At 70.2% G+C, this 26,741-nt stretch carries 27 protein-coding genes and 1 pseudogene; 11 read left to right on the top strand and 17 right to left on the bottom strand.

Annotation, left to right across the window (positions count from 1 at the left end; all coding sequences use genetic code 11):
* Window positions 1–49: 49 nt before the first annotated feature.
* The 7 genes from pstB to AA0Y20_RS13670 form a co-directional block, all read right to left on the bottom strand.
* Complete coding sequence (gene pstB / locus AA0Y20_RS13700) at window positions 50–829, bottom strand: phosphate ABC transporter ATP-binding protein PstB (RefSeq protein ID WP_412935326.1); 780 nt, start codon at window positions 827–829, stop codon at window positions 50–52.
* Between the two features lie 19 nt (window positions 830–848).
* Window positions 849–1,946, bottom strand: a complete 1,098-nt coding sequence (gene pstA / locus AA0Y20_RS13695; protein ID WP_412935325.1) for a phosphate ABC transporter permease PstA — start codon at window positions 1,944–1,946, stop codon at window positions 849–851.
* A 1-nt stretch (window position 1,947) separates the two neighbouring features.
* Window positions 1,948–2,901, bottom strand: a complete 954-nt coding sequence (gene pstC / locus AA0Y20_RS13690; protein ID WP_023954902.1) for a phosphate ABC transporter permease subunit PstC — start codon at window positions 2,899–2,901, stop codon at window positions 1,948–1,950.
* A 78-nt stretch (window positions 2,902–2,979) separates the two neighbouring features.
* Window positions 2,980–4,083, bottom strand: a complete 1,104-nt coding sequence (pstS, locus tag AA0Y20_RS13685; protein WP_412935321.1) for a phosphate ABC transporter substrate-binding protein PstS — start codon at window positions 4,081–4,083, stop codon at window positions 2,980–2,982.
* Between the two features lie 162 nt (window positions 4,084–4,245).
* The gene (locus AA0Y20_RS13680) at window positions 4,246–5,184 is read right to left on the bottom strand and encodes an NUDIX hydrolase (RefSeq protein WP_412935319.1); all 939 of its coding nucleotides are present in this window, start codon (window positions 5,182–5,184) and stop codon (window positions 4,246–4,248) included.
* Complete coding sequence (locus AA0Y20_RS13675) at window positions 5,181–7,349, bottom strand: RNA degradosome polyphosphate kinase (RefSeq protein WP_412935316.1); 2,169 nt, start codon at window positions 7,347–7,349, stop codon at window positions 5,181–5,183. The genes AA0Y20_RS13680 and AA0Y20_RS13675 overlap by 4 nt, the downstream gene beginning before the upstream one ends.
* Window positions 7,350–7,399: 50 nt before the next feature.
* Window positions 7,400–8,098 carry a winged helix-turn-helix domain-containing protein gene (locus tag AA0Y20_RS13670; RefSeq protein WP_412935313.1) on the bottom strand — a complete coding sequence of 233 codons (699 nt, stop codon included), beginning with the start codon at window positions 8,096–8,098 and terminating at the stop codon, window positions 7,400–7,402.
* A gap of 108 nt (window positions 8,099–8,206) precedes the next feature.
* On the opposite strand from AA0Y20_RS13670, the gene AA0Y20_RS13665 reads away from it, so the two are divergent.
* The 4 genes from AA0Y20_RS13665 (at window position 8,207) to AA0Y20_RS13650 (ending at window position 11,494) form a co-directional block, all read left to right on the top strand.
* Complete coding sequence (locus AA0Y20_RS13665; protein ID WP_412935310.1) at window positions 8,207–8,497, top strand: hypothetical protein; 291 nt, start codon at window positions 8,207–8,209, stop codon at window positions 8,495–8,497.
* Window positions 8,498–8,680: 183 nt separating this feature from the next.
* Window positions 8,681–9,286 (top strand): FABP family protein, encoded by a 606-nt coding sequence (locus tag AA0Y20_RS13660; RefSeq protein WP_412935308.1) that lies wholly within the window; start codon window positions 8,681–8,683, stop codon window positions 9,284–9,286.
* Window positions 9,286–10,374, top strand: coding sequence for a YgfZ/GcvT domain-containing protein (locus AA0Y20_RS13655; protein WP_412935306.1), 1,089 nt, complete (start codon window positions 9,286–9,288; stop codon window positions 10,372–10,374). Before AA0Y20_RS13660 ends, AA0Y20_RS13655 begins: the two co-directional genes overlap by 1 nt.
* Window position 10,375: 1 nt before the next feature.
* On the top strand, window positions 10,376–11,494 hold the full coding sequence (locus AA0Y20_RS13650) for an FUSC family protein (protein WP_412935303.1): 1,119 nt from the start codon (window positions 10,376–10,378) through the stop codon (window positions 11,492–11,494).
* Between the two features lie 36 nt (window positions 11,495–11,530).
* On the opposite strand, the gene AA0Y20_RS13645 is transcribed toward AA0Y20_RS13650, so the two are convergent.
* The 5 genes and pseudogenes from AA0Y20_RS13645 to AA0Y20_RS13625 all read right to left on the bottom strand — a co-directional run.
* Window positions 11,531–12,091: a hypothetical protein gene (locus AA0Y20_RS13645; RefSeq protein WP_412935301.1), complete on the bottom strand. Its 561-nt coding sequence runs from the start codon at window positions 12,089–12,091 to the stop codon at window positions 11,531–11,533.
* Entirely contained in the window at window positions 12,088–12,729 is a 642-nt protein-coding gene (locus AA0Y20_RS13640) for a zinc ribbon domain-containing protein (protein ID WP_412935299.1), read from the bottom strand. Before AA0Y20_RS13640 ends, AA0Y20_RS13645 begins: the two co-directional genes overlap by 4 nt.
* Entirely contained in the window at window positions 12,726–13,334 is a 609-nt protein-coding gene (locus AA0Y20_RS13635) for a TetR/AcrR family transcriptional regulator (RefSeq protein WP_412935296.1), read from the bottom strand. Before AA0Y20_RS13635 ends, AA0Y20_RS13640 begins: the two co-directional genes overlap by 4 nt.
* Before the next feature lie 142 nt (window positions 13,335–13,476).
* Window positions 13,477–15,126, bottom strand: coding sequence for an amidohydrolase (locus AA0Y20_RS13630; protein ID WP_412935294.1), 1,650 nt, complete (start codon window positions 15,124–15,126; stop codon window positions 13,477–13,479).
* A 239-nt stretch (window positions 15,127–15,365) separates the two neighbouring features.
* Window positions 15,366–16,448 (bottom strand): annotated as a pseudogene (locus AA0Y20_RS13625) (MFS transporter); the annotation flags it as partial.
* Between the two features lie 106 nt (window positions 16,449–16,554).
* Here AA0Y20_RS13625 and AA0Y20_RS13620 point away from each other — a divergent pair.
* Window positions 16,555–17,529, top strand: coding sequence for a LysR family transcriptional regulator (locus AA0Y20_RS13620; RefSeq protein ID WP_412935292.1), 975 nt, complete (start codon window positions 16,555–16,557; stop codon window positions 17,527–17,529).
* Between the two features lie 31 nt (window positions 17,530–17,560).
* Complete coding sequence (locus AA0Y20_RS13615) at window positions 17,561–18,241, top strand: HEAT repeat domain-containing protein (protein ID WP_412935289.1); 681 nt, start codon at window positions 17,561–17,563, stop codon at window positions 18,239–18,241.
* A 37-nt stretch (window positions 18,242–18,278) separates the two neighbouring features.
* On the opposite strand, the gene AA0Y20_RS13610 is transcribed toward AA0Y20_RS13615, so the two are convergent.
* Window positions 18,279–19,097 (bottom strand): class I SAM-dependent methyltransferase, encoded by an 819-nt coding sequence (locus tag AA0Y20_RS13610; protein WP_412935287.1) that lies wholly within the window; start codon window positions 19,095–19,097, stop codon window positions 18,279–18,281.
* 40 nt (window positions 19,098–19,137) lie between these two features.
* Between AA0Y20_RS13610 and AA0Y20_RS13605 the strand changes: the two genes are divergently transcribed.
* The gene (locus tag AA0Y20_RS13605; protein ID WP_412935284.1) at window positions 19,138–19,887 is read left to right on the top strand and encodes a phosphoglyceromutase; all 750 of its coding nucleotides are present in this window, start codon (window positions 19,138–19,140) and stop codon (window positions 19,885–19,887) included.
* A 64-nt stretch (window positions 19,888–19,951) separates the two neighbouring features.
* On the opposite strand, the gene phoU is transcribed toward AA0Y20_RS13605, so the two are convergent.
* Window positions 19,952–20,638 carry a phosphate signaling complex protein PhoU gene (phoU, locus tag AA0Y20_RS13600; RefSeq protein ID WP_412935282.1) on the bottom strand — a complete coding sequence of 229 codons (687 nt, stop codon included), beginning with the start codon at window positions 20,636–20,638 and terminating at the stop codon, window positions 19,952–19,954.
* 171 nt (window positions 20,639–20,809) lie between these two features.
* Here phoU and AA0Y20_RS13595 point away from each other — a divergent pair, with 171 nt between their 5' ends.
* Window positions 20,810–22,018, top strand: a complete 1,209-nt coding sequence (locus AA0Y20_RS13595) for a sensor histidine kinase (RefSeq protein WP_412935279.1) — start codon at window positions 20,810–20,812, stop codon at window positions 22,016–22,018.
* The gene (locus tag AA0Y20_RS13590; RefSeq protein WP_412935277.1) at window positions 22,015–22,698 is read left to right on the top strand and encodes a response regulator; all 684 of its coding nucleotides are present in this window, start codon (window positions 22,015–22,017) and stop codon (window positions 22,696–22,698) included. Before AA0Y20_RS13595 ends, AA0Y20_RS13590 begins: the two co-directional genes overlap by 4 nt.
* 82 nt (window positions 22,699–22,780) lie before the next feature.
* Here the strand turns inward: AA0Y20_RS13590 and AA0Y20_RS13585 are convergent, their stop codons facing one another.
* The gene (locus AA0Y20_RS13585) at window positions 22,781–23,296 is read right to left on the bottom strand and encodes a DNA modification methylase (protein WP_412935275.1); all 516 of its coding nucleotides are present in this window, start codon (window positions 23,294–23,296) and stop codon (window positions 22,781–22,783) included.
* A gap of 155 nt (window positions 23,297–23,451) precedes the next feature.
* Here AA0Y20_RS13585 and AA0Y20_RS13580 point away from each other — a divergent pair, with 155 nt between their 5' ends.
* Entirely contained in the window at window positions 23,452–23,934 is a 483-nt protein-coding gene (locus tag AA0Y20_RS13580; RefSeq protein ID WP_023954865.1) for a CarD family transcriptional regulator, read from the top strand.
* Window positions 23,935–23,956: 22 nt separating this feature from the next.
* Complete coding sequence (ispD, locus tag AA0Y20_RS13575; protein ID WP_412935272.1) at window positions 23,957–25,138, top strand: 2-C-methyl-D-erythritol 4-phosphate cytidylyltransferase; 1,182 nt, start codon at window positions 23,957–23,959, stop codon at window positions 25,136–25,138.
* A 109-nt stretch (window positions 25,139–25,247) separates the two neighbouring features.
* Here ispD and AA0Y20_RS13570 read toward each other — a convergent pair whose 3' ends face one another.
* A complete protein-coding gene (locus tag AA0Y20_RS13570) occupies window positions 25,248–25,742 on the bottom strand; it encodes a GNAT family N-acetyltransferase (RefSeq protein WP_412935270.1) in 495 nt (164 codons plus the stop codon).
* Window position 25,743: 1 nt separating this feature from the next.
* A complete protein-coding gene (locus AA0Y20_RS13565; RefSeq protein WP_412935269.1) occupies window positions 25,744–26,673 on the bottom strand; it encodes a DMT family transporter in 930 nt (309 codons plus the stop codon).
* Window positions 26,674–26,741: the final 68 nt, after the last annotated feature.

The following is a 26,741-nucleotide window of genomic DNA, read 5'->3' as shown; positions in this document are numbered from 1 at the left end:
GAGCCCGGGCACGCATGCCAACCCGGCTCACGGCGAGCCGGGGTATGGATCACCCGAAGCGGCCGGAGACGTAGTCCTCGGTGGCCTGGATGGACGGCGTCGTGAAGATGGCGGTCGTGTCGTCGTACTCGATGAGCTTGCCAGGCTTGCCGGTGCCGGCGATGTTGAAGAACGCGGTCTTGTCGCTGACGCGCGACGCCTGCTGCATGTTGTGGGTGACGATCACGACGGTGTACTCGCTCTTGAGCTCCTGGATCAGCTCCTCGATCGCGAATGTCGAGATCGGGTCGAGAGCCGAGCACGGCTCGTCCATCAGCAGCACGTCGGGGGAGACGGCGATGGCACGAGCGATGCACAGACGCTGCTGCTGTCCGCCCGACAGGCCCGAGCCGGGCTTGTCGAGGCGGTCCTTGACCTCGTTCCACAGGTTGGCGCCGCGCAGCGACTTCTCGACGAGCGCATCGGCGTCCGACTTCGAGATGCGCCGGTTGTTGAGCTTGACGCCCGCCAGCACGTTCTCGCGGATCGACATCGTGGGGAACGGGTTCGGCCGCTGGAAGACCATGCCGATCTGACGGCGCACGAGCACCGGGTCGACACCGGGTCCGTAGAGGTCGTCGCCGTCGAGCAGCACGCTGCCCTCGACGCGGGCGCCGGGGATCACCTCGTGCATGCGGTTCAGGGTGCGGAGGAACGTCGACTTGCCGCAGCCCGACGGCCCGATGAAGGCGGTCACGCTGCGGGGCTCGATGTCGAGGGAGACACCCTCGACGGCGAGGAAGTCGCCGTAGTAGACGTTGAGGTCGTTGACTTCGATGCTCTTGGACACGGAGGTTCTTTCTTTCGGGTCAGCGGCCGGTCTTGGGTGCGAAGAACTTGGCGATGAGGCGCGCCACGAGGTTCAACAGCATCACGATGACGATGAGGGTCAGGGCCGAAGCCCACGCGCGGCCGACGAAGGCCTCGGCGGGAATGCCCTGGTTCATGTACTGGGTGTAGGTGAAGACCGGCAGGGTCTGCATACGACCGTTGAAGAGGTCGTAGTTCATGGATGCCGTGAAGCCGGCGGTGATCAGCAGCGGAGCGGTCTCGCCGATGACGCGCGAGATCGAGAGCATCACGCCGGTCGTGATGCCCGCGATGGCCGTGGGCAGCACCACCTTCGCGATCGTGAGCCACTTGGGCACTCCGAGCGCGAACGAGGCCTCGCGCAGCTCGTTGGGGACGAGCCGCAGCATCTCTTCGGTCGAGCGGACGACCACCGGGATCATCAGCACGGCCAAGGCCACCGATCCCATGATTCCCAGGCGGATACCGGGGCCGAGGAACAGCGCGAACAGGGCGTACGCGAACAGACCGGCGACGATCGAGGGGATGCCGGTCATGACGTCGACGAGGAACGTGATGCCCTGGGCGAGACGCTTCCCCTGGCCGTACTCGATGAGGTAGATCGCGGTGAAGATGCCGATCGGGATCGAGATGACCGCCGCGGCGAGCGTGATGAGGACCGTGCCCATGATGGCGTGGAGGGCGCCGCCGCCCTCGCCGACGACGTTGCGCATCGACGAGCTGAAGAACTCGCCGCTCCAGCTGGGGGCGCCCAGCGTGATGACGGTGAACGCGACGGAGACGAGCGGCACCATGGCGATGAGGAACGCCACCGTGACGACACCCGTCACCAGACGGTCGATGGCCTTGCGTCGGCCCTCGACGGCGGCGGAGACCGCGGTGATGAGCACGAGGTAGGCCACGGCCGACAGGATCAGCCAGCCCGGCACGTTGAGCGCCTCGCCCGACGCGGCCGCGATCACGCCGAAGAAGACGCCGACGACGACCAGCGAGGCGCCGAGGATCGCCCAGGGAGCCCACTTCGGCAGGTGGCCGGTGGTCAGGCTCGTCGATGCGCTGCGCGCCGACGTGCTCGGGGGAGTCAGAGTCGCGGTCATGTCAGTTGGCCCCCGAGAATTCCTTGCGGCGGCTCACGATGTAGCGAGCGACCGCGTTCACCGCGAAGGTGACGACGAAGAGGATGAGGCCCGTGGCGATGAGGACGTTGACGTTCGTCCCGTAGGCCTCGGGGAAGGTGAGTGCGATGTTCGCCGCGATCGTCGAGGGGTTCCCCGAGGTGAAGAGCGCGAACGTGACGCCGCCTGACACGGAGAGCACCATGGCCACGGCCATCGTCTCGCCCAGAGCCCGCCCGAGGCCGAGCATGGCTGCCGAGACGATGCCGCTGCGGGCGAAGGGGAAGACGGCCATCCGGATCATCTCCCAGCGCGTCGATCCGAGGGCCAGGGCGGCCTCCTCGTGCAGGGTCGGCGTCTGCAGGAAGATCTCGCGGCAGATCGCCGTGATGATCGGGGTGACCATGACGGCGAGGACGACGGATGCCGTGAAGATCGTGCGGCCCGTGCTGGAGACGGGGCCGTTGAAGAGTGGGAACCATCCGACGTTGTCGACGAACCAGCTGTAGACCGGCTGCACGGCCGGGGCCAGCACGCCGATGCCCCAGAGGCCGAAGACCACGGAGGGCACGGCGGCGAGGAGGTCGACGACGTATCCGAGGGCCTGTGCGAGCTTGCGCGGGGCGTAGTGCGAGATGAAGAGGGCGACACCGAGCGACAGCGGCACGGCCATGAGCAGCGCCAGCGCGGCCGCCCAGACGGTTCCGAAGACGAGCGGCCCGACGTACGACCAGAAGTTGTCGGGCAGGATCGAGGCGTCTTCGTTGGTGGCGACAAAGGCGGGGAGCGACTGGATGACCAGGAAGATCGCGACCGCGGCGAGGGTCACGAGGATCATCGAGCCGGCGAAGAGAGCCGTGCCGGAGAACCAGCGGTCGCCCGCTCGGGTCTTGGCCTTCGGGGCTCCGGTGCGGGTGACCTCGGGTGTGGTGGTCATGGCTTCGATTCTGTGCGACGGACGGGAACCGCGCGAGGTGCCCGGTCCGGCGAAACCGGACCGGGCACCCGGAGCGTCTTACTTGATGGCCTCGATGGCCTCGGTGACCTGCGTGCGCAGGGTCTCCGAGATGGGGGCGGAGCCGGCAGCGGATGCCGCGGCGTCCTGGCCCTCGGCGCTCGCGGCGTAGCTGAAGAAGCCCTTGACCATCTCGGCGGTCGCGGCGTCCTTATACTCGGCGCAGCCGATGAGGTAGCTCACGAGGACGATCGGGTAGACGCCGGCCTCGGTGCTCGTGCGGTCGAGCTTGATCGCGATGTCGGTGGCGGCGCGACCGTCCTCCTCGGGCGACGCGTCGACGATCGCGGCAGCGGCCTCGGGGGAGTACTCGACGAAGTCCTCGCCGACCTGGATCGCGACGGTGCCGAGGTTGCCGGCGCGCGAGGCGTCGGCGTAGCCGATGGTGCCCTGTCCGCCCTCGACGGCCGAGATGACGCCCGACGTGCCCTGTGCGGCTTCGCCGCCGAGTGCCGGCCACTCCTCGACCGAACCGGCGGTCCAGACGTCGGGGGCGGTCTTGGCGAGGTAGTCGGTGAAGTTGCCGGTGGTGCCCGACTTGTCGGAGCGGTGCACGGGCGTGATCGCCGTGGAGGGCAGCTCGACGCCCGAGTTGAGCGCCGCGATGGCCGGGTCGTTCCACGTCGTGATCTCGCCGGCGAAGATCTTCGCGAGCGTCGTCGCGTCGAGGTTCAGCGAGTCGACGCCGTCGATGTTGAAGACGACGGCGATCGGCGAGATGTAGGTCGGGAGCTCGACGAGGTCGGAGTCGGCCGCGCATGCCTCGAACGGGCCGGCCGTGATCTCGTCGGTCTTGAACGCGCGGTCCGAGCCGGCGAACTGCACGGCGCCAGCCTGGAACGACTCGCGTCCTGTGCCGGAGCCGGAGGGGTCGTAGTCGATCGTGAGACCGGGGTTGGCGGTCTGCAGGCCCTGGGTCCAGGCCTGGACGGCGACCTCCTGCGACGAGGCGCCGCCGCCGACGAGGTTGCCCTCGAGGGAGGGGGCCGAGGAGTCGCTCGAGCCGGCGCCGGGCGCAGCGCTTTCGTTTGCAGCGCAGCCCGCGAGGGCGAGAGAGGCCACGGCGGCCACGGCGCCCAGCTGGGCGAGTCGGGAGAGCTTCACTGTGTGAATCCTTCGCATGTTGATGACGAGAACCCGGTGCAGGTTCGTCCCGAACGGTAGACACCGTCCCTTACGAGAGTGCGCTGTGGGGGTGAACAGAAGGTGAACGGCGCTCTCGAACCGCGGAAAGACGCGGCTATCGGTGTGTTCTCGCGTGCGAGATCACACCTTCGGCATGTGCGTCTCGATCGCGACGATCCCCGAACCCGGGTTCTCGCGAGGCAGGTGCACGACCGAGAACGCGCCGGTCTCGAGCGCCGAAGCGCTGCCGAGGTACGACCCGCGCAGGGTTCCGGTGGCGAGGGCCATCTCGTTCAAAAGGTCGGGGAGGACGGGTCCGTGGGTGCAGAGCACGACCGGCTTGCGAGCCCGTACGCGGTCGCCCACCACCGAGCGGACATCGGCTCCGCCGCTCTCCCACGCGTCCTGCGACAGATGGCGCGACGTGTCGATCCGCCTGCTGATCGCCGCTGCCAGCGGCGTCACGGTGCGCACGCAACGCTTCGCGTCGGACGAGATGATGCGGCGTACGCCGAAGGCCATCAGCGGGCCGACGATCGCGTGCGCCTGCTTCTTGCCGCGGGGCGACAGCGGCCGAGCGGCATCCTCACCGTCCCAGTCCTCACGGGTCACCGCCTTCGCGTGGCGCAGGGCGATCAGGGGGAACGTGTCGATCGCGCGCTCGTCGACCAGTCGCACGAACTCGTCGAGGATCTCGACGTCGACGGGGTAGCTGAGCGCCTTGCGGGCCTTCTTCAGCCCCATCCATTCCAGGGCCGCGATCTCTTTGTTCGGCACGAAGGTCGACATCCTGATGGCCAGGTCGGTCGCCTCGGCCGCCCAGTAGTGCACGATCTTCTGCTTCTTGCTCGGCAGGTGGTACCTCGAGACCCCGACGGGCGGACCGAGCCGGACCGAGATGCCGGTCTCCTCGCGGATCTCGCGCACCGCGGTCTCGGCGAGCATCTCACCGGGGTCGACCTTGCCCTTGGGCAGCGTCAGGTCGCGGTACTTGGTGCGGTGGATGATCAGCACCTTGATCTTGCCGTCGACCCACCGCCAGACCACACCACCGGCCGCGTACACCGCGGTGTCGGTCATCGAACCGCCCGCGCCCGGCGGCGGCGCTGCACATGCGCCATCGTCCGGTCCTGCAGATCCACCAGCGGCTTGCCGTCGTCGTCGAAGGCGTGACGCGTCCAGACGCCGCCGTCGCCGAGGTGCCACGAGCTGGTCGCGTCGCTCATCGCGAGGTCGAACAGCGTCGTGAGCTCCTTCACGTGGGCGGGTGCGACGACGCGCACGAGAGCCTCGACGCGACGGTCGAGGTTGCGGTGCATCATGTCGGCGCTGCCGATGTACGCGATGGTGTCGCCGTCGTTGTGGAAGGTGAAGATGCGGGAGTGCTCGAGGTAGCGCCCCAGGATCGACCGCACCGTGATGTTGTCGGTCACGCCCGCGAGGTCGGTGCGCAGCGAGCAGATGCCGCGCACCCACACGTCCACGCGAACGCCCGCCTGGCTCGCCCGATAGAGGGCGTCGATGATCTGCTCGTCGACCATCGAGTTGACCTTGATGCGGATGTGGGCGGGTTTGCCGTCCAGCGCGTTGCGGCGTTCGGTGTCGATGTGACGCAGCAGGCCCTTGCGCAGGTGGAGGGGGGCCACGAGAAGCCGCTTGAACTTCTTCTCGATCGCGTAGCCGCTGAGCTCGTTGAACAGTCGCGTCAGGTCGCGCCCGACCTGCTCGTCGCTCGTGAAGAGGCCGAAGTCCTCGTAGAGACGGCTCGTCTTGGGGTTGTAGTTGCCCGTGCCGATGTGGCTGTAGCTGCGGAGCGCGCCGTCCTCTTCGCGGATGACGTGGAGAAGCTTGCAGTGCGTCTTCAGCCCCACCAGGCCGTAGACGACGTGCACGCCGGCCTTCTCGAGCTTGCGGGCCCAGACGATGTTCGCCGCTTCGTCGAAGCGGGCCTTCACCTCGACGAGGGCGAGCACCTGCTTGCCGCGTTCGGCGGCGTCGATCAGCGCCTGCACGATGGGGCTGTCGCCCGACGTGCGGTAGAGAGTCTGCTTGATGGCGAGCACGTGGGGGTCGCGCGCCGCCTGCTCGAGGAACGCGACGACACTCGTGGTGAACGACTCGTACGGGTGGTGCACGAGCACGTCACCGGCGCGGATGGCGCCGAAGAAGTCGGTGCGTCCGTTCTGCTCCGCGGGCTGGAACGCGGTCGCCGTCGTGGGAACGTGCGGCTTGTACCGCAGCTCGGGACGGTCGATGCGCGCCAGGTCGAACAGCCCGCGCAGGTCGAGCAGGCCCGGCAGGCGGTACACCTCCTGGTCGGTGATGTCGAGCTCGCCGAGCAGGAGGTCGAGCGTGACGTCGTCCATGTCCTCGGTCACCTCGAGCCGGATCGGCGGACCGAAGCGACGCCGGAGCAGCTCGGCCTCGAGGGCCTGGATGAGGTTCTCGGTCTCGTCCTCCTCGATCACGACATCCTCGTTGCGCGTGAGCCGGAAGGTGTGGTGCTCGAGGATCTCCATGCCGGGGAAGAGGTCTTCGAGGTTGTTGGCGATCAGGTCCTCGAGCGGGAGGTAGCGCTTGACCGAGGTGCCGGTGTTCAGCTCGACGAACCGGGGGAGCATCGGCGGCACCTTGAGGCGGGCGAACTCCTGCCGCCCGGTCTTGGCGTTCCGGATGCGGATCGCGAGGTTGAGCGACAGCCCCGAGATGTACGGGAAGGGGTGCGCGGGATCGACGGCGAGGGGCATCAGGACGGGGAACACCTGTGCCTGGAAGTAGTCGTACAGGCGTCCGCGCTCGGATTCGTCGAGGCCGTCCCAGCCGACAATTTCGATGCCCGCCTCGGTGAGGGCCGGCTGAACCATGTCGCCCCATGCGCTCGCGTGGCGCAGCTGCAGAGCATGCGCCTCCGCGGAGATGTCGGACAGTACCTCTTGGGGGGCTCGGCCGACGTTGGTGGGCACGGCGAGTCCCGTGACGATGCGGCGCTTGAGTCCGGCGACGCGCACCATGAAGAACTCGTCGAGGTTGCTGGCGAAGATCGCGAGGAAGTTCGCTCGTTCGAGAACGGGCAGGGTCGGGTCTTCGGCGAGCTCGAGCACCCGCTGATTGAAGGCCAGCCAGCTGATCTCACGGTCGGTGTAGCGGTGGTCGGGCAGCTGCGCGTCGACGTCTTCGACGGCCGGGTCGAAGTCGTCGTCGTCGGCGTCGCCCAGACCGGAGTCCAGAGCCTCGGTGTCGATCATCCCCTCATCATGGCAGTCCTGCGTGTCCTGCCGGTGAACGAGACGGAGAGTCAGCTCTGCGCGGATTCGCCGCCGGCGGGAACCGGCTCGTCCTCGTACACGTTGAAGCGGTAGCCGACGTTGCGGACGGTGCCGATCAGCTGCTCGAGATCGCCGAGCTTCGCGCGCAGACGTCGGACGTGGACGTCGACCGTGCGGGTGCCGCCGAAGTAGTCGTATCCCCACACCTCGCTCAGCAGCTGTTCGCGGGTGAACACCCGAGACGGGTGCGTCGCGAAGAAGTGCAGCAGCTGGAACTCCTTGTAAGTGAGGTCGAGCGGTCGACCGTGCACCTTCGCGGAGTACGACGATTCGTCGATCGTGATGCCGGAGGTTTGGATGCGGCTCGACACCGCTTCCTTGCTCACGCGCCCGATCGCCAGGCGGATGCGGGCGTCGATCTCGGCGGGACCCGCCGTGGCGAGGATGACGTCATCGATGCCCCAGTCGGTGGAGACGGCGGTGAGACCGCCTTCGGTGACGATGAGAACGAGGGGCGCGTCGATGCCGGTGCTGCCGAGGATCTTGCACAGCGACTTGGCGCCGACGAGATCATGACGGGCGTCGACGAAGACGACCTCGGCGCTCGGCGCGTTGACGAGCTGGGCGGGTTCGGCGGGGATCTGCCGCACCCGGTGGCTGAGCAGCTCGAGCGCCGGGAGTGCGAGACCACCGCCGTGCGTGGAACTCAGGACGAGAAGCTGTGCCAACGGGGATTCCTCCGGGAGCGGCCGGGACGTGCACTCATCTTAGGCGTTCGCTGGACGCAGCCTGTGCGCGGCGTCGCACCGGGCGACCTGGTGGGCCACAATGGGACGGTGACCACGCCCGATCTCGCACCGCCGCGCACCGTCGTCGGAGTCGTCGCCGTCTGGATCGTCGCCGCTGTCGCGGCCGTCCTGGTGGGGATCCTCGCGCCGGTCGATCAGCGGGCCCTATGGATGCCGATCGCCCTCGGCGGTTGCCTCATCCTCGCGTTCGTGGTGCAGCTGTCGCTGGGCCGGGTGCGGGGATTCATCGAGCGCGTGGCGGCGAGCGTGCTCGGTGCCCTGTTCGTCATGGGGTTCATCGGCGTCGGCTTCGGGCTCTCGTCGCTCGTCACTGCGTGACCGGGGTCGCCGCGATGACCGCATCCCACAGGCGCGGACGGGCCATGCGGGCATAGAGTAGAGACATGGATCTCCTCGCGCTCGAAATCTTCTACGTGGGCCTGCTCGGACTGGCGTCGCTCGCCATCGTCTTCGTCTCGGGCGTCGTCGTGAAGAACCTCTACCGCGGCCAGCGCTGACACCGTGCTCGAGCTGCCCACCGACCTGCCGGCGGACCTCGTTCCGCTGTCGTGGCTGCTCGGCGTGTGGGAGGGCTCGGGCGTCATCGACTACGAGACGGCCGACGGCCATCTCACCGGCGAGTTCGCGCATCAGGTGAGCTTCAGTCACGACGGCGGCGACTATCTGAACTACTCCGCCAGCGCCTGGCTGATCGATGACAGCGGCGCGCGCATCCGCCCGCTCGTGGCCGAGACCGGCTACTGGCGCGTCGCGCGACCGGCCGCAGCGGAGGACGCCGGGCCCGGACTGCTGCCGGCATCCGCCCCTGCACGCGAGCGCACCGTCGACGATGTCGAGGCGCTCCGCAACGCGGAGGGCGGTTTCGACCTCGAAGTCGCGCTCGTCCACTCGGACGGCGTGAGCGAGCTCTACCTCGGACAGGTCCGCGGTCCGCGCATCGACCTCGCCACCGACGCGGTCGTCCGCGCCGCGGGGGCGAAGGAGTACACCGCCGCCACACGCATGTACGGCCTCGTCGACGGTCACCTCCTGTGGGCCTGGGACATCGCGGCGCTCGGCGGCGAGCTCGCCTCGCACGCCTCCGCGCGTCTGGCCAAGGCCGAGTGATGCCGGGCGACGGCGTGACATTCGCCGACGTCGACGGGGCGGTGTGCGACGACCTCGGACTCGTGCACGTCGGCAACCCGATGCGGGAGCAGCAGCTCCTCGCGAGCGGTGCCGCCGTCGCACCGCTCGGCGACCGTGCGGTGGTGACCGTCTCCGGACCCGATCGGCTCAGCTGGCTCGACTCGCTGACCTCGCAGGCATTGACGCGGCTTCTGCCCGGTGAGAGCACAGAACTCCTCGTCCTCGATCCGCACGGTCACGTGGAGCACGCGGCGTCCGTGGTCGACGACGGCGAGACGACGTGGCTCGTCACCGACGCCGGGCGACTCGAGGCCCTCGTCACCTGGCTCACGCGCATGCGCTTCCGGCTGCGCGTGGAGGTCGCCGATCGGTCCGATGACACCGCGGTCGTCGGCGGCACGGCAGCCGCGGTCGCCGACCTCTCCTCAGCGGCCGTCTGGCGCGACCCGTGGCCGGAGGTCTCGATCGGGGGCTGGGGCTACGCGGCGGGTGAGGCGCATCCCGGCGCCGGACGCGACTGGGCCGAGGCGATCGTCGACCGCGAGGAGCTCCGCCGGATCGCCGACGCCGTCGTCGACGGCCGCCGGCGCGTCGCGGGACGCTGGGCGGCCGATGCTCTCCGAATCGCCGCATGGCGACCGCGCGCGGCCGCCGAGGCCGACGGCATGACGCTTCCCCACGAGGTCGACTGGCTCCGCACCGCCGTGCATCTGTCGAAGGGGTGCTACCGCGGGCAGGAGACGGTGGCGAAGGTCCACAACCTCGGCCACCCGCCTCGTCGCCTCGTCGCCCTGCAGCTCGACGGCAGCGACGCGGTGCTCCCCGAACCGGGAGCGATTGTGCGGCGCGACGGCGACGACGTCGGGCACATCACCTCGGTCGCGCGCCACTTCGAGCAAGGCCCGATCGCGCTCGCCATCGTCAAGCGGTCGGTTCCGGTCGACGCCGATCTCATCGTCGACGCCGGCGACGAGACGGTCGCTGCGGTGCAGGAGGTCGTCGTCCCGCCCGATGCCGGACGCACTGCCGCACCTCCGCGGCTGCCCCGCCTGAGCCGCCGCACCTGACGTGGCACCCGAGCGTGCCGATGAGCCGCCCGCCGTCACCGCGCCCATCGCGACCGGCTGGCGCGCTCGCGTGCGTCCCCGCCGAGGCTTCGAACGCGCACGCGATTCGGCTCCGGCGATCGCGCAGATCGTCGTCGCGGCATCCGCGGCATACGCCTTCGCGCACCTCGTGCTGGGGCATCCGTCGCCCCTTCTCGCGGCGACGGTGACGATCTCCAGTCTCGGTCTGGTGCGCGACGCGCGACCCCGCCGGGTCCTCGAGACGGTGATCGGGATGCTGGTGGGCGTGCTGGTGTCGGAGCTCATCGTGGTCGTCGTCGGTTCGGGTACCTGGCAGCTGGCCCTCGCGCTCACGGCGACGCTCCTCACCGCGAGGCTGCTCTCGGCGCAGCCGAGCTTCGCGATCTCGGCGGCGATCCAGTCGGTGATCGTCATCGCGATCCCGGGGAGCATGCCGTTCCTGCGGCTCGTCGACGGTTCGGTCGGGGCGGTCGCGGCACTCCTGGCGACGGCCCTGCTGCCGCGCCGACCGCTGCGCGAGGTCTCGCGTGCCGGTCGCGCCCTGTTCGCAGACTTCGGCGGCGCGACGGCGACGGTCATCCAGGCGCTCCGGCGCGGCGACCGGGTGCGCGCGGACCGTGGCCTCGAGAAGGCGCGGGCACTGCAACCGCTCGTCGACGACTGGACGACGTCGCTCGACTCGGGGCTCGCGGTCGCCCGTATCTCGCCGTTCCTCCGACGCCAGCGCGAGGAACTTCAGCGCCAGGACCGCATGCGGGCATCGCTCGACCTCGCCACGCGCAACCTGCGCGTCATCGCCCGTCGCGTCGTCTACGCCCTCGAAGACCGCCAGCCGCGGCCGATCGCCGCCGACCTGCTCGCTCAGATCGCGCGTGCCGCCGACCTGCTCGGCCGGTCCATCGACGACATCGCGCTGGAACCGGCCGCGCGCGAGTCGCTGCTCGCGGTCGCCACGCGGCTCGATCCGACCAGTCTGGCACCCGGCTCTTCCCTCGGAGACCAGAACGTCATCACCGCGCTTCGCCCGCTCGTGGTCGACCTGCTCACGGCGGCGGGGATGCCCCAGGCCGAGGCCCGCGCCACGATGCCGCGCATCTGAACGCCGTGCATCTCGCGCGTCCCCGGACGCCGCCGCTCACTCGCCGATGACGGTGCCGAAGCAGGTCTCGATCGTCCAGCCGATGAACGCCTGGTAGTCGGTGTCGGTCGCGACGCTGTTGAGGGCCTGCGACTGCAGCAGCGCGTCGTCGAGCGCGATGTCGACGACCGCCGTGTCGGCCGGGTACTGCTCGAGGATGCCGATCAGTTCCGCGGTCGAGTCGGCGAAGACCACCGCTCCGGCGGCGACCTCGTCGCTGACGTCGGTCATCGGCAGCAGCGCGGCGATCGCGTCAGCCTGTCGGTGCGCCGCTGCGAGGTCCTGTCCGACCGTGCCGGTTTTCGCCGCCGCGGCCTCGCGGTTCGCGTCGCACAGTTCGGTGTAGTCGGGCGTGCCCGCCGCCGGGGCGCCGGCGGCCGGGGTGGACGACGCGGTGGCGGTCGACGACGGTGCGGCAGCGGTCGGGCTCGGATCGGTGGGAGCCGGCGACGCGTCGACATCCTGACCCGTGCTGCATCCCGTCAGCACCGCGCCGACGGCCACCAGGACCAGCGCGGTGCGCGCGTACGCACCGCGACCCTTCATGCGCACGCTCATGCGACGAGCCCCGTGCCGCACTCGGCGCAGAACCGCGCGGCGGGCGGGTTCTCGTGCGCGCACCCCGGGCAACGACGGACGGGATTCAGCGACGCGCCGCACTCTCCGCAGAACTTGCCGCCGGACGACGACGCGCCGCAGGACGCGCAGCGGGGCCGGGCCTGCTGGCCCACGGCGATCCCCGCGGTCATGTCCGTCGTCTCGAGGCGTTCCTGAAGCTGCCGCCGTCGCGCCTCGGCCTGCAGCTGGGCGAGCTCCTCCGTCTGGATCGGCGAGCAGCGCGCGCACTGTCCGATGCCGTCGTTCCAGCAGACGTCGCCGCACACCCAGTCGCTGCAGCCACGGCACTGGTGGAAGAGGGGTCCGATCTCGGCGGTCGCAGCCCGCAGGGCGTCGTCCTTGGCGGGGGAGTTCGTCCCGCGGTCGAGGAAGCGGTCGGCGGCGGAGGTGAACTCGGACAGCGCGCCGCCGAAGAGGTTGCCCAGCCCGCGCGCGAGCTTCTGACCGGCCGCGCGCGGGTCGCGGCGGAACGCGGAGCGGTACCCGTTGCCGCACCGCTCGCAGCGGAACTCGAACTGGAACCCGTCGGTGTTCGACAGGTCGGTGAAGTTGTCGGTGAACGGAACGTGAGCGGTCATCTTTCGTGCTCCTCGGGGTGGGCGTCGGGGTCGTCGGGTCGGGCATCGGGTCGGGCTTCGGGCGGCGGTGGCGGGCCGGCGAGGACGACGGCGACCAGCGGGGCGAAGTCGTAGCCGTCCGCGTAGCGGGGTGCCTCCATGAGCAGCAGGTTGTTGATGAGCATGCCGCGGCCCATGAACATCCACATCTCGGTGTGATCGAGTCCGGCCCCGGCGAGAGTGCGGTAGACCTCGTCGAACAGGCGCCGCGCTTCGACTCCGATCGCCGGCTCGCCCACGGAGGCCGAGAACGCATGGGCGTGCACGAGCACGGCCGCCGTCTCGCGGAGGACCAGGTCTCGGTAGGCCCTGCCCAGCCGCTCGGGTGTGAGCTCGTCGGCGTCGATGCCGCGGAACGCGCGCAGCATGAGCTCGCCGGCGAAGGCGTGCGTCCGGATGAACAGCTCGAGCTTGGAACCGAACGTCCGGATGACGTAGGGCTGTGACACGCCCATCTGCTCGGCGACCTGCGCCGTCGTCGTGCCGAAGTAGCCGTGGGCGGCGAAAGCCCGCATGGACGCGGCGAGCAGCTGCTCGTTACGCGCCGGCAGACGCCGCTGAGCCATGCTGTCTCCCTTGCCGTTGGTTATCGGACGATAACACTCTGGCAGAGATCCGAGCTCGCCATCGGCGATCGGCACGTCGTCCGCGGAGCCGTGCCGGCATCGTCGCCGCGGCTCCGCGGATCACCGCATCGTTGCGGCGCCCTCAGGACGCGACGGCGCCGCGATCGTGCACGAGCCGGCCCCCGACGATCGTCGCGCCCACCTCGACGGACGAGATCCGCGTCGGGTCGACCGTCAGCAGGTCGTCGCTGAGCACCGCGAGGTCGGCGAGCATCCCGCGCCGGATGGTTCCCTTGACATGCTCTTCGCGTGCGGCGTAGGCCGAACCGTAGGTGTAGGCACGCAGAGCCTGTTCGGGGGACACGGCCTCGGCGGGTGCGAGTGGCACACCGGCAGCGGTGCGCCGGTTGACCATGTCGTGGATGCTCGCGATCGGGTCGGGATGCACGATGGGGGCGTCGGTCGAACCGGGCAGCACGACGCCGCGGTCGAGCCACGTCCGCATCCGGTAGACCATCTCGGCGCGCTCGGGTCCGACGGCCGCGAGCAGGCCGTCGCCGGTCTCGGACACGAACCGGCCCTGCGGGCTCGGGATGAGGCCGAGCGACACGACACGGTCGATCTGGTCGGGACGTGAGACGCCGCAGTGCTCGATGCGGTGCCGCGGATCAGGATGCGGGAACTCCCGCTGCGCGGCCCCCACGGCATCCATCAGCGCGTCGAGGGCCCGGTCGCCGATCGCATGGGTGGCGATCTGCCAGCCGTTGCGGTGCGCGTCGCGGATCATCTCGCGCAGCTGCGGCTCTTCCCACACCAGGAAGCCCCGGTTACCCGGGTCGTCGCTGAAGTCGCAGCACATCGCCGCGGTACGACCGATGAGAGAGCCGTCGCTGAGCACCTTCGTGCCCGAGATGCGCAGTCGGTCGTCGCCGAGCCCGGTACGGGCTCCCAGGTCGAGACCCCACCCGGTCTCGCCGCCGCCGATCCCGCCCAGGTCGTGCATGACACGGATATAGGGCATGGCGTTGATGCGCAGGCGGATGTCGTCGGCCTCGATGCCGTCCTGGTAGGCGCGCAGCTCGACGGGGCTCTGCCCGATCTGGCCCGGTGCTCCGATGCCCGGCTCGGTCACGGTCGTGATGCCGTAGCCGAGCAGGTCGGCCGACGCCAGTCGAGAACCCTCGCGGTGCGTCTCGAGCGCGACCGGCAGGAACCCGCCCGTGACGAGTTCCTGCGCCCGCTCCTGCAGCAGACCGTCGGGGTGGCCGTCGGGGTCGCGCGAGACGTGCCCGCCGTCGATCTGGTGCGGCAGCGCGGCCGGGTCGAGGCCCATGGCCCGGAAGGCGGCGCTGTTGGCGACGCCCATATGTCCCGAGGTGTGCTCGAGGTAGACCGGGTTGTCGGGCGCGATGTGATCGAGATCGGCCAGGTGCGGGTGGCGGCCGAGCTTGTTCTGGTCGTGTCCGCGCCCCAGCACCCACGCGCCGGGAGCAGCGGCAGCCACGGCCGTCGCGATCGCCGCGTAGACGGCGTCGAGGTCGGGCTGTGCCGTGTACGACAGGTCGAGCCGCAGCAGCTTCTGTCCATGCAGGCTGAAGTGCAGGTGCGCGTCATGGAACCCGGGCACCGCGGGCGCCCCGCCGAGGTCGAGCACCCGGTCTGCGGTGGCGCCGTCGATCTCCTCATCGACCCCGACGATGCGCCCCGCGAAGACCCCGACCCGCGAGACCGTCGGCCGGCCGGCCTCGCCGGTCCAGATGCGGCCGTTCTCGATGATCGTGTCGAGTCTCACGCGGACACCTCGCGCTCGCGCTTCTCCGCAGCGGCCGAGAAGCCGCTGCGCACCGTCACGCCGACGACACCCACGAGGGTGATGCCGATGAGGATGACGTAGAAGACCGCGATGCCGACCCAGCTGCCCCCGCCGATGTTCAGCGCGAGCTGTGCGAGCAGGGGAGTGGTGCCGCCGATGAGGGTGGCGCAGAGCTGGTAGGCGGCCGAGATGCCGGTGTAGCGGATGCGCACGGGGAACGCCTGGGCGAGGAACCCGGCCAGCACGGCGTAGTAGCCCGAGGTCGGGATCATGACCGCGGCGAGCACCAGGAAGATGCCCAGCGGCTCGCCCGACGAGATGATCAGGAACGCCGGGAAGGCGATGGCGATCGCCACGACGAGGCTGACGACCATGAACCGGGCGGTCCCGACGCGCTCGGCGATGCGCGCCGCGATCGGCTGCCACGCGAACTGCACGAAGACCGTGCCGAGCAGGATCATCAGCATCGTCTGCCGGTCGACGCCCAGCTGGGTCGTCGTGTACGAGAGCATGAACGTCGAGGTGAAGTAGGCGCCGCCGATACCGAGGCCGCACGCGAGGACGCCCACCAGCAGGGTGCCCCAGTGGTGGCGCAACAGTTCGCTGATCGGGATGCGCGGCACGTCGGCATCCGACGCCGCCGCTTCGAACTCGGGCGATTCCTCGACCTTGAGACGGATGAGCAGTCCGACGGCGACGAGGGCGGCCGACGCGAGGAAGGGCACGCGCCAGCCCCATGACAGGAAGGCCTCCTGGTCGAGCAGCCCCACCAGCAGGAACGCGACGGTGGCAAGGATGCTGCCGACGGGCGAGCCCTGCTGCACCCACATCGCCGACCGGACGCCACGGCCCTTCTGCGCGCTCTCCGAGGCCATCAGGACGGCTCCGCCCCATTCGCCGCCGACCGCGAAACCCTGTGCGGCCCGCAGCGCGATGAGCAGAATAGGGGCGGCCATGCCCCACGCGTCGGCTCCGGGGAGGAGCCCGATGAGGAAGGTCGCGACTCCCATGATCACGAGCGTCACGACGAGCGTGTTCTTGCGCCCGAGCCGGTCGCCGATGTGCCCGAAGAACAGTCCGCCGAGCGGCCGCGCCAGGAAGCCCGCCCAGAAGGTCGCGAACGAGGCCAGCAGGCCGATCGCCGGATCCGCTCCCGGGAAGAAGACGGTCGGCAGCACGAGGGCGGCCGCCGTGCCGAACAGGTAGAAGTCGTACCACTCGATCGACGTGCCGACGAACGATCCGAAGGCGGCGCGGCGGGCTTTGCGCTCATCGTGGAGCGCGGGGGCGGAAACGGTCATGGGGTCGGGTCCTCTCGTGTCGACGCGTCAGCGCCGTCCGGCCATGCTCCCGAGAGCCCGCCATGTTGTCGAATGATATTCGGGCATTGAGGTATGTTCTCGATGCATGGCCGACCTGTTCGCTTTCGCGTCCTTCGCCGCCGTCGTCGAGGAGGGCTCGATCTCGGCGGGCGCGCGTCGCCGCAGTATCACGCAGCCGGCGATGACGCGGCAGATCCAGCGGTTGGAGGACGAGCTCGGCGTTCGCCTGCTGATCCGAGGCAACGGGCCGGTGCGCCCGACTCCGGCCGGTGCCAGATTTTACGATCGCGTAACCGACCTGCTGGCGCTCGCCGAGAACGTCGTCGGGCGGACCAAGCAGGAGAGCGGACAGACCCGAGCCATCCTGCACGTCATCGCGCCGTCGGCGACCATCACGTCGGCGATCGCCCCGTACCTCGTCGCGCGGGGCGCGGATGCGCCGGTGCTCGACTGCGACGACGCCGATCCGTTCCGCGTGTTCGACCTCGCCGCCACCCGGGGCGCGGACCTCGGGATCTCGACGACGACGCCGCGGCCGGGGTGGCGGGGGCGCCGTCTGTCCGCTGCGCGCGTGTGGGCTCATGTCCCGCGCGAGCACGACCTCGCGCGTCGGGCCGAGGTCGGCGTCGACGAGCTCGTGCGGCATCCGCTCGTGCTGCTGACGCCCAACAGCGCCGCGCGGCGTGCCCTCGACCACGAGGTCGGCCGGGCCGGCCTCGCCTACGACGACCCCATCACGGTGCGGCAGCCGGCGATCGCGCGCGCGCTCGTGGCCGCGGGGCGCGGGATCGCCGTGCTGACGGATGACCCGGCTCCGGGCACGGTGACGGTCCCGATCGCCGGGGCCGACGGATGCCTCGAAGCGCAGCTGTACGCGGGATGGGACGCTGACGGACCGCGGGCTCCCCTCATCGAGGCCGTCGTCGACGACCTGGCGGTCTTCCTCGCCGAGCGCGGTCGCGGGCGGGCCCGGCAGGCCGCGCGCCGCAGCCGCCGTCGGGAGGACACATCCGCAGACGCCCTCGTGAGTTCGGCCGAAACCGACCCCCGAGGCCGCTGAGCGTGTTCGATAGGAGAGGAGGAGTCACACGATGACCAGCGAGAACACCCCGACAGCCGCCGATCTCCTGCGCCGCGCGCTGGAGTCGCCGAACGGATCCGAGCGGGTTCGCAGTGCGATGGCGGCGGGAACCTATCCGCGTCCCGAGTACGTGCCGGTGCTCGTCGAGCAGTGCGCGCACGAGCCCGACTTCACGGTGCGGGAGACGTTGACCTGGGCCCTCACTCGGCAGGATCGGGATGCGACCCTCGACCAGGTGCTCCCTGAGCTGACCTCCCCGATCGCCCAGGCTCGCAGCCAGGCGCTCCACACCCTCTCGAAGATCGGGGACGTCCGGGCGTGGCCCGCCATCACCCCCGAACTGATCCACGACGACGACCCGGATGTCGCGCGCACCGCGTGGCGCGCAGCTGCGGGTCTCGCACCGGACGACGCTGAGCGCGCCGCGCTCGCCGTCGAGCTGTCCGGACACTTCGGCCTCGGCCCGGACGACCTCCGGCAGAGCCTCAGCCGCGCCTTCGTGAGGCTCGGCGATGCAGGCCGGAGTGCCATCGAGCGAGCGGCCTCTTCCGCCGACTGGGAGGTCCGCCTGCACGCCCTCGCGACGGAGCACCTCGTCTCGAACCCCGAGGACGGATACGAGGCCGCCGTCGCTGTGGCGCGCCGTGCGGCGGCGCGACGGGACGCCGCCGACTGGAACGACGACATCTGACCCGCGCCGGGACCGGGCATCACCGGCGCCGTGGGCGTCAGCGCGGTGCGACCGCGCTCCAGGGCACCGTGAACTCGCCCAGACGCCACCGGGAGCGGTCGCCGAGGTCGAATCCGCGGGCTGCCATCGCGGTCAGAGCGGAACGCCACCGCTGCACGGGGCCGAAGGTGGACGCCGGCGCGGCGAGCCGCCACTCGTGATCGAGCGACGACAGCAGGTCGTGCACGCGTTCGCCCGCGACATTGCGGTGGATGAGCGCTTTCGGCAGACGCTCGGCGGCGATCGCGGGGGATTCCAGACCGGCGAGTCGAAGCGAGACGGTGAGGCTGCGGGGCGCGGCATCCGGCCCCACCTCGATCCAGGTGCTCACGCGGCCGATCTCGTCGCAGGTGCCTTCGACGAGCATCCCGTCCGGCGACAGCCGGGCGCTCATCCGCGCCCACGCGTCGGCGACATCCGCTTCGTCGTACTGACGCAGCACGTTGAAGGCACGGATGACGGCGGGCCGGCGTCCGTCCGGCGCCGGCACCTCGAATCCGCCCCGCGCGAAGCCGACTCGGGCGTCCCGTGCGAAGGTCGTGCGTCCTGCGCGCACCTCCTCGAGCTGCGCGCGTGCACGGGCCACGCGCTCGGGATCGATCTCGAGTCCGAGAACCTCGACTTCCCGGCGAGCGGGCCGCAGCCGCGCCTCGAGCTCGAACGCCGTCACCCCGCTCGCACCGTATCCGAGATCGATCACGAGGGGGTCGGCGGCGCGGCGCAGCACAGGATGCCGCGCGATCCAGCGATCGACGCGACGCAGGCGGTTCGTGTTCGTGGTGCCACGGGTGGCCTGCCCGATATGTCCCGGGGCCATGCCCCCATGATCGCAGGCCCCGGCTCGGTAGACTCGGAGCATGAGTGCGCCGTACACGCTGATCCTCCTCCGCCACGGGCAGAGCGAGTGGAACAAGTCCAACCAGTTCACCGGATGGGTCGACGTCCGACTGACCGACCAGGGCAAGGCCGAGGCCCAGCGCGGCGGTGAGCTGCTCGCCGAGGCAGGTCTGCTGCCCGACGTGCTGTACACGTCCGTCCTCAGCCGCGCGATCCAGACCGCGCAGATCGCCCTCGACGCCGCCGATCGCCTGTGGATCCCGGTCAAGCGCTCGTGGCGCCTGAACGAGCGTCACTACGGCGCGCTGCAGGGCAAGGACAAGGCGCAGACCCTCGCCGAGTTCGGCAACGAGCAGTTCATGCTGTGGCGCCGTTCGTTCGACGTCCCGCCGCCGCCCCTCGCCGACGACGACCAGTACAGCCAGGTCGACGACCCGCGCTACGTCGGCATCGACGGAGAGGTGCCCCGCACCGAGTCGCTGAAGCTCGTCATCGACCGGCTGCTTCCGTACTGGGAGTCCGACATCGCCGCCGACCTGCGCGCCGGCAAGACCGTGCTCGTCACGGCTCACGGTAACTCGCTCCGCGCCCTCGTCAAGCAGCTCGAGGGCATCAGCGACGACGACATCGCCGAGCTGAACATCCCCACGGGCATCCCGCTGGTGTACAAGCTCGACGAGAACCTGAAGCCGCTCGGTCCGGGCGAGTACCTCGACCCCGAGGCGGCCGCCGCCGGCGCCGCCGCCGTGGCCAATCAGGGCAAGGCGTAAGCACGACGCAGACGAAGGGGCGGTGCCGATCGGCACCGCCCCTTCGTCGTCGATCGGATGCCGGTCAGAGACCGCCCTCGTTCACGATGACGTTGATCGTCTCGGTGTCGGGGCGCCATTCGCCCGTCGCGAGGTACGCCACGCGCTTGCCGACCGTCACGGCGTGGTCGGCGAAGCGCTCGTGGTAACGGCTGGCGAGGGTCGCGTCGACGGTGGCCGCCGCCTCGCCCTGCCAGTTCTCGCTGAGGACCTTCTCGAACACGCTCAGGTGGAGGTCGTCGAGCCGGTCGTCGAGAGCGCGCAGCGTCTCGACGAGGGAGAGGTCCTCCGAGCGCAGCAGCTCGGTCAGTGTGCGCGCCACCTCGACGTCGATCTCGCCCATCTTGGTGAAGGTGCCCTTCAGGCCCTTCGGGATGGCGCGCTCGGGGAAACGCATGCGGGTCAGCTGCGCGATGTGCTCGGCGATGTCGCCCATGCGCTCGAGCGACGCACTCGTCCGCAGCGCCGAGACGACGATGCGGAGGTCGCGCGCGACCGGCTGCTGGCGGGCGAGGATCTCGATGGCGAGTTCGTCGATCGCGATGGCCTTGTCGTCGATCACGGTGTCCGCGTCGATGACCTCCTCGGCGAGGGTGATGTCGCTCGTGCCGAACGCACGCGTGGCCTTCTCGATCGCGACGGTCACCAGCTCGGAGATCTCGACCAGGCGGGTCTGGACGTCCTCGAGGGACTGGTGGAAGACTTCGCGCATCGGAGCACCTTTCCTTCTTGCGGAGACAGCACGACGCCGTACTCACGGCGACGCGATTGTCGCTCGACAAGGTTAACGAACGGTGCCGAGCCGATGAACATCAGTCCGAGTCGGGCGAGGAACGGCCCAGACGGGAGGGGCGGGCGCCGTGTCGCGTCTTAATCTGGAGGAATGAATCCGACGCAGCTCGCGCTGGTCGCCCTTCTCGCGGGCGTCTTCGTCGGCCTTCTCATCAGCGCTGTCGCCTTCCTGGCCTGGCGTGCTCGTGCTCAGGCGCAGGAGCAGGCCGACGGCGACCTCCCCGCGGGTGCGCGCGACGTGCTCTCGGCCCTCGACGAGGCTGCGCTCATCGTCGACGCCTCGTTCACGATCGTCGCGACGTCGCCCGCGGCCGAGCTGTTCGGTCTGTTCGAGGGTGAGACGGTCCCGGGCGACGAGCTGCGCGAACTGCTCCGGTCCTCCCGCGGTGTCGCGCATTCCGAGACGGGCACGCTGAGACTCCGTCGGGGAGTCGCGCCGTCCGAGCCTCGGCTGATCGTCGCTCGGGCGAGCAGCATCACCCATCGGTTCACGCTGGTGCTCGTGCGCGACATCACCGAGCGCGAGCGGCTCGCGGAGATGCGACGTGATTTCGTGGCGAACACGAGCCACGAGCTGAAGACCCCGGTCGGCGCCGTCACCCTGCTCGCCGAGGCGATCGAGTCTGCCGCGGACGACCCCGAGCAGGTGCGTTCGTTCGCCGGCCGGCTGAGTGCCGAGGCGATGAGGCTCGGCAACCTCACCTCGCGCATCATGAGCCTGTCGCGACTGCAGTCGTCCGACGAGCTGACCGAGCTGCGGGATGTCGCGATCGACGAGATCGTGACGTCGGCGATCGAGACGCATGCGATCGCCGCCGAGTCCGCGGGTGTCGCGCTCGTGCGGGGCGGCGACCGCGGGCTCTACGTCCGGGGCGACGTGCAGGTGCTCAGCGAAGCGGTGGGCAACCTGATCGCCAACGCGATCGTCTACTCGCCGCCCGCGAGTCAGGTCGGCGTGGGCATCCGGAGTACCGGCGACACGGTCGAGATCGCGGTGACCGATCGCGGTATCGGCATCCCCGAGAGCGAGCAGCAGCGTGTCTTCGAGCGCTTCTATCGCGCCGACTACGCCCGCTCGCGCCGCACCGGTGGCACGGGCCTCGGACTGTCGATCGTCAAGCACGCGGTGCAGCGCCACGGCGGCGAGGTGCAGCTGTGGTCGCGCCCCGGACGCGGCTCCACCTTCACGATCCGGCTGCCCGCGATCGCCGCGCCCGACGGTGCCGTGCCGCCGGTGAGGAAGACCAGGAAGAAGATCGTCCGGGCGCTGCCCGCCCGGCCCAAGGGAGACCCATCATGACCCGTGTCCTGCTCGTGGAGGATGAGCCCGACCTCGCCGACCCGTTGGCGTATCTGCTGCGACGGGAGGGGTTCGAGGTCGAGATCGCCGAAGACGGGCCTGCCGCCCTCGAGGCGTTCGAGTCGCGGGGAGCCGACATCGTGCTGCTCGACCTCATGCTGCCCGGGATGCCGGGAACCGAGGTGTGCCGCATCATCCGGACGACCTCGAAGACACCCATCATCATGCTCACGGCCAAGGACTCCGAGGTGGACATCGTCGTCGGGCTCGAGCTCGGTGCCGATGACTACGTCACGAAGCCGTACTCGTCGCGCGAGCTGCTGGCTCGGATGCGGGCCGTGCTGCGCCGGGCCGCGACCGCGGAGGTCGACGTCGACGAGCGCGTTCTCGCCGGCGGCCGGGTCACGATCGACCTCGACCGTCACACGGTCGCGGTCGACGGCGGGGTGATCAACATGCCGCTGAAGGAGTTCGAGCTGCTCGAGGTCCTCATGCGCAACGCGGGCCGGGTGATGACCCGCGGCCAGTTGATCGATCGCGTGTGGGGAAGCGACTACTTCGGCGACACGAAGACCCTCGACGTTCACATCAAGCGCATCCGGTCGCGCATCGAGACCGATCCCGGTCAGCCGTCGATGCTGCTGACCGTGCGAGGACTCGGCTACCGCTTCGAGGGCTGAGCCCGCGAACGAGCGGGAGGACGGGAAAGGGCCCGGCGATCATCGCCGGGCCCTTTCCCGTGGAGTCAGAGGCGTCGCGCCGTCACGGGGTCGGCGTGGCCGACGGCGTGGGGGTGGCCGACGGGGTCGGAGCCTCGCGCGGGACGTACTCGGTGTAGTAGGGGAGCGTGCCGTCGAGGACGGGCACGTCGATGCGTACGCCTTCGGCGTCGCCCGACTGGAACGACATCGGCAGCGTCGCACCGGGCCTGGTGTCGATGCCGTCGAGCAGGATCGGCTCGTTGCCGTCGACGCCGAGGCTGACGCTGCCGCGGGCGGGGACCTTCAGCGTGGTCGTGTCGTCGCCGAAGCCGAAGATGAGCGTGTGGTCTTCGTCGGTCGGGTTGACGATGGCGGCGAGGAAGTTGCCTGCCGTGCCGGACTCGTCGGCGATGACCATCGCGTTGCGGACGTCGAGCGGGCCGGAGGGCGGGATGTTCACGCCGTCGGATGCCGAGAAGTCGATGGTCGTCGCCTGCGGCGAGATCATGCTGCAGCCGGTGGCTCCCAGGGTCAGGGCGGCGCCCACGGCAATCGAAGCGACGATTCGCAGTTTCACGGATCCTCCAGGCAGGCAGACGGCGTCCTCAGCAGTCTAGAGGGTGCCGGGCCCCGCGTGCCGACACCGCGGGGATGCCGCCGGGCACAAGCGGCGGCAAACCTTACTGTATGCCCCCTGTGTTATCCTGGATGTTGCCGAAGGGATATAACTCCATGCTTTTTGAGGTTGGCGAAACCGTCGTCTACCCCCACCACGGGGCAGCCACGATCATCGAGGTCAAGGACCGGATCATCAAGGGCGAGACGAAGAAATACCTGAAGCTCAACGTCACGCAGGGAGACCTCATCATCGAGGTCCCGGCTGACAACGTCGATCTGGTCGGCGTCCGCGACGTCATCGGCAAGGACGGCCTCGAGCGCGTGTTCGACGTCCTGCGTGCCCCCTTCACCGAAGAGCCGACCAACTGGTCGCGTCGGTACAAGGCCAACCTCGAGAAGCTCGCCTCGGGCGATGTCATCAAGGTGAGCGAGGTCGTGCGCGACCTGTGGCGTCGCGATCAGGACCGCGGTCTGTCCGCCGGTGAGAAGCGCATGCTCGCCAAGGCGCGTCAGATCCTCGTGTCCGAGATCGCTCTCGCGCTCAAGGCCGACGAGGACCACGCTTCGGGCGTCCTCGACGAGGTCCTCGCCTCCTGAGGCCGACTCGGCATCCCCTGCCGTGGGCATCATTCCCGTTCCGCGCGTCGCGGTCATCGTCGTCGCGGCCGGTTCTGGAACCCGGCTCTCGGCGGGAGCGCCGAAGGCTTTCGTGGGCATCGACGAGCATTCGATCCTGAGGCACGCTCTCGAGGGCGTCGCTGCGGCACCGAATGCGCAGATCGTCATCGTCGCGCCGCGCGGGCGAGAAGGCGATGCGCGAACCGAGGCCGAGGCGGCGTTCGGTGAACGCTCCGACCTGGTCTCGGTGGTGGTCGGCGGTGACACGCGTCAGCAGTCGGTCGCCGCGGGCCTCGCTGCCCTGTGGGCCGACGTCGAGATCGTTCTCGTCCATGACGCCGCTCGTGCGCTGACGCCGCCGGAGGTCTTCGGACGGGTCATCGACGAGGTCGAGCGGACCGGCGCGGGGGTGGTACCGGTCCGGCCCGTCGTCGACACGCTCAAGCGCGTGACCGGCTCCCTGGTCGATGAAGCGGTCGACCGCGCACCGCTCGTCGCGGCGCAGACCCCCCAGGGCTTCCCGCGCGGGCTCCTCGAAGGAGCGTACGCGGAAGCGACCGAGGAGCACACCGACGACACCGCACTGTTCGCCGCCGCCGGTCACCCCGTGCACACCGTCGCGGGCGACGACCTGTCGTTCAAGATCACCACGCCCGCCGACCTCGACCGCGCGCGTCATCTCCTGCGGCCCGCCGCGGTCGCGGCATCCGTGCTCCCGCTCATCGGCATCGGCTCCGACGTCCACGCGTTCGGAGGCGACGGTGCCCTGCGTCTGGCGGGTCTGGAATGGCCGGGCGAACCGGGACTGCGCGGCCACTCCGATGGTGACGCGGTCGCTCACGCCATCGTCGACGCGGTCCTCGCGGCCGCGGGCCTGGGCGACATCGGCACCCATTTCGGGGTCGACCGCCCCGAGTACGCGGGCGCCTCGGGCGTCGTCTTCCTCCAGCGCGTCCGCGACCTCGTGGCCGAGGCAGGTTTCGCGATCGGAAACGTCTCGGTCCAGGTGCAGGCCAACCGGCCGCGATTCGCGCCGCGCCGGGCCGAGGCCGAGGCGATCTTGACCGATGCCCTCGGGGCGCCGGTTTCCGTCGCTGCGACGACGACCGACGGGCTCGGGTTCACCGGCACCGGCGAAGGCGTCTCAGCGACCGCCGTCGCGCTCGTTCACAGCATCCGCTGACCCTCAGCCGGTATCCGGCACGGGTCGGGCGCAGTTTCGCGGATGAAGCGCGGTTCCAGCTGTGCCTGATGCGTCGAAGTGCGCGCGATCGAGGCCTCGCCCGGCGGGGTCAGCGACCCGCCGACTCGGACGCGGGGTCGAGGTCCCGCGTCATGAAGACCGACAGCGGGTCGAGGGAGTAGTCCCCGAAGGGCGGGCAGTACGAGAAACCGGCGCTCTCGTACAGACGGCGCGCTGCGACGAAGTCGGGACCGGACCCGGTCTCGAGCCAGAGCGAGCGGATGCCGGCGTCGCGCGCTTCGCGCTCGAGATGCCCGAGCATCGCGCGCCCCCAGCCGCGTCCGAGGAACGCGTCCGCCACGCGCATCGACTTCAGCTCCGCACGATCGGTGTCGAAGGTCTTGAAGGCCCCGACCGCGGCGATCTCGCCGCCGACCCAGGCCGAGTAGACCCGCACAGACGGATGCTGCAGCTCGGTGAGGTCGAGCGCGTGCACGCTCTCGACGGGCGTGTTCGCGAGCATGCCCGCCAGATGCGCCGCGATGAGGCCACGGGTCGCCGCGCCGGTGAGGTCATCGCGGACGATCGTGAGGGATTCCGTCATGTCAGGCCTCCAGGGGTGTCGGGGCGGGATTGCGGCGGGACCGCGACGTCGCGGCGAGCAGCACGAGCCCGGCGGCCAGCACCGCGAGCCCGACCAGCGCCAGCGGGGCGAGGCGCTCGCCGATCACGACGACGCCCAGCAGACTGGCCGTCAGGGGTTCGGCGAGGGTGAGGGTGGCCGCGGTCGCGGCGCTCAGCCCGCCGAGGCCCCAGGTGAACAGGCCGTAGGCGAGCGCGACCGTTGCGATGCCGAGCCAGAGGGCCATCGTCCAGCCCCGCGGATCGGACAGCCACCCCATGTCGGTGAACGGCACCATCGCGACCCCGCACACCGCGGCTCCCGCGCCCATGGCGCCCGAGACCGTGAAGGCGTCCCACCCGCCGGAGATCAGCCGGCGCTGCGCGTTCGCGATCACCGCGAACGACGCGCCCGCACCCAGCGACCCCAGTACGCCGAGACCGTCCGCTCCGGCCGACCCGCCTCCCGCGACGGCGAGCAGCGCGACTCCTGCCGTTGCCAGTGCCGTGGCCGTCATCCACGACGTCGTCGGACGCCGTCGCGTGAGAGCCCACTCCAGCAGACCCGCCAGCACGGGGGCCGATCCGAGCGCGATGACCGTGCCGACCGCGACGCCGTTGCGGGCCGTGCCGAGGAAGAACAGCGGCTGATAGAGCGCGAGGCAGAGTCCGGTCAGTGCCATGAGGGCGACGGCCCGGGGACCTCCGACCGGACGGGCGCCGTCGCGCGAGAAGCGAGTGCGCTGCCGCCGGGCCCCGATCGACAGTCCGACCGCCGCGAGCGCCGTGCCACCCACGATGAGGCGGGCGGCTCCGACGCCGAGCGGCGTCGTGTTATCGGGGCCGAGGGCTTGCGCCGTGCCGGTCGTGCCGAACAGCACAGCCGCGACGAGGACGGCGATCACGGACAGCACCCTCCAGTTCTACCGCCTTCGTGAGCGCGCGCGTGCCACGGCGGTGCGGCGCCCCGCCGGTAGGCTGG

The organism is Microbacterium pratiae (assembly GCF_047302165.1).
Lineage (GTDB): Bacteria > Actinomycetota > Actinomycetes > Actinomycetales > Microbacteriaceae > Microbacterium.
This window is presented reverse-complemented; position numbering and strand designations above follow the sequence as displayed.

Coding starts and splice junctions, on each gene's coding strand:
- pstC (WP_023954902.1), bottom strand. CDS start 2,901: ATGACCACCACACCCGAGGTCACCCGCACCGGAGCCCCGAAGGCCAAG.
- AA0Y20_RS13605 (WP_412935284.1), top strand. CDS start 19,138: ATGAGTGCGCCGTACACGCTGATCCTCCTCCGCCACGGGCAGAGCGAG.
- pstA (WP_412935325.1), bottom strand. CDS start 1,946: ATGACCGCGACTCTGACTCCCCCGAGCACGTCGGCGCGCAGCGCATCG.
- AA0Y20_RS13590 (WP_412935277.1), top strand. CDS start 22,015: ATGACCCGTGTCCTGCTCGTGGAGGATGAGCCCGACCTCGCCGACCCG.
- AA0Y20_RS13570 (WP_412935270.1), bottom strand. CDS start 25,742: ATGACGGAATCCCTCACGATCGTCCGCGATGACCTCACCGGCGCGGCG.
- AA0Y20_RS13580 (WP_023954865.1), top strand. CDS start 23,452: ATGCTTTTTGAGGTTGGCGAAACCGTCGTCTACCCCCACCACGGGGCA.
- AA0Y20_RS13620 (WP_412935292.1), top strand. CDS start 16,555: ATGGCCGACCTGTTCGCTTTCGCGTCCTTCGCCGCCGTCGTCGAGGAG.
- AA0Y20_RS13640 (WP_412935299.1), bottom strand. CDS start 12,729: ATGACCGCTCACGTTCCGTTCACCGACAACTTCACCGACCTGTCGAAC.
- AA0Y20_RS13615 (WP_412935289.1), top strand. CDS start 17,561: ATGACCAGCGAGAACACCCCGACAGCCGCCGATCTCCTGCGCCGCGCG.
- AA0Y20_RS13635 (WP_412935296.1), bottom strand. CDS start 13,334: ATGGCTCAGCGGCGTCTGCCGGCGCGTAACGAGCAGCTGCTCGCCGCG.
- phoU (WP_412935282.1), bottom strand. CDS start 20,638: ATGCGCGAAGTCTTCCACCAGTCCCTCGAGGACGTCCAGACCCGCCTG.
- AA0Y20_RS13610 (WP_412935287.1), bottom strand. CDS start 19,097: ATGGCCCCGGGACATATCGGGCAGGCCACCCGTGGCACCACGAACACG.
- AA0Y20_RS13675 (WP_412935316.1), bottom strand. CDS start 7,349: ATGATCGACACCGAGGCTCTGGACTCCGGTCTGGGCGACGCCGACGAC.
- AA0Y20_RS13645 (WP_412935301.1), bottom strand. CDS start 12,091: ATGAGCGTGCGCATGAAGGGTCGCGGTGCGTACGCGCGCACCGCGCTG.
- AA0Y20_RS13680 (WP_412935319.1), bottom strand. CDS start 5,184: ATGACCGACACCGCGGTGTACGCGGCCGGTGGTGTGGTCTGGCGGTGG.
- AA0Y20_RS13655 (WP_412935306.1), top strand. CDS start 9,286: ATGCCGGGCGACGGCGTGACATTCGCCGACGTCGACGGGGCGGTGTGC.
- AA0Y20_RS13595 (WP_412935279.1), top strand. CDS start 20,810: ATGAATCCGACGCAGCTCGCGCTGGTCGCCCTTCTCGCGGGCGTCTTC.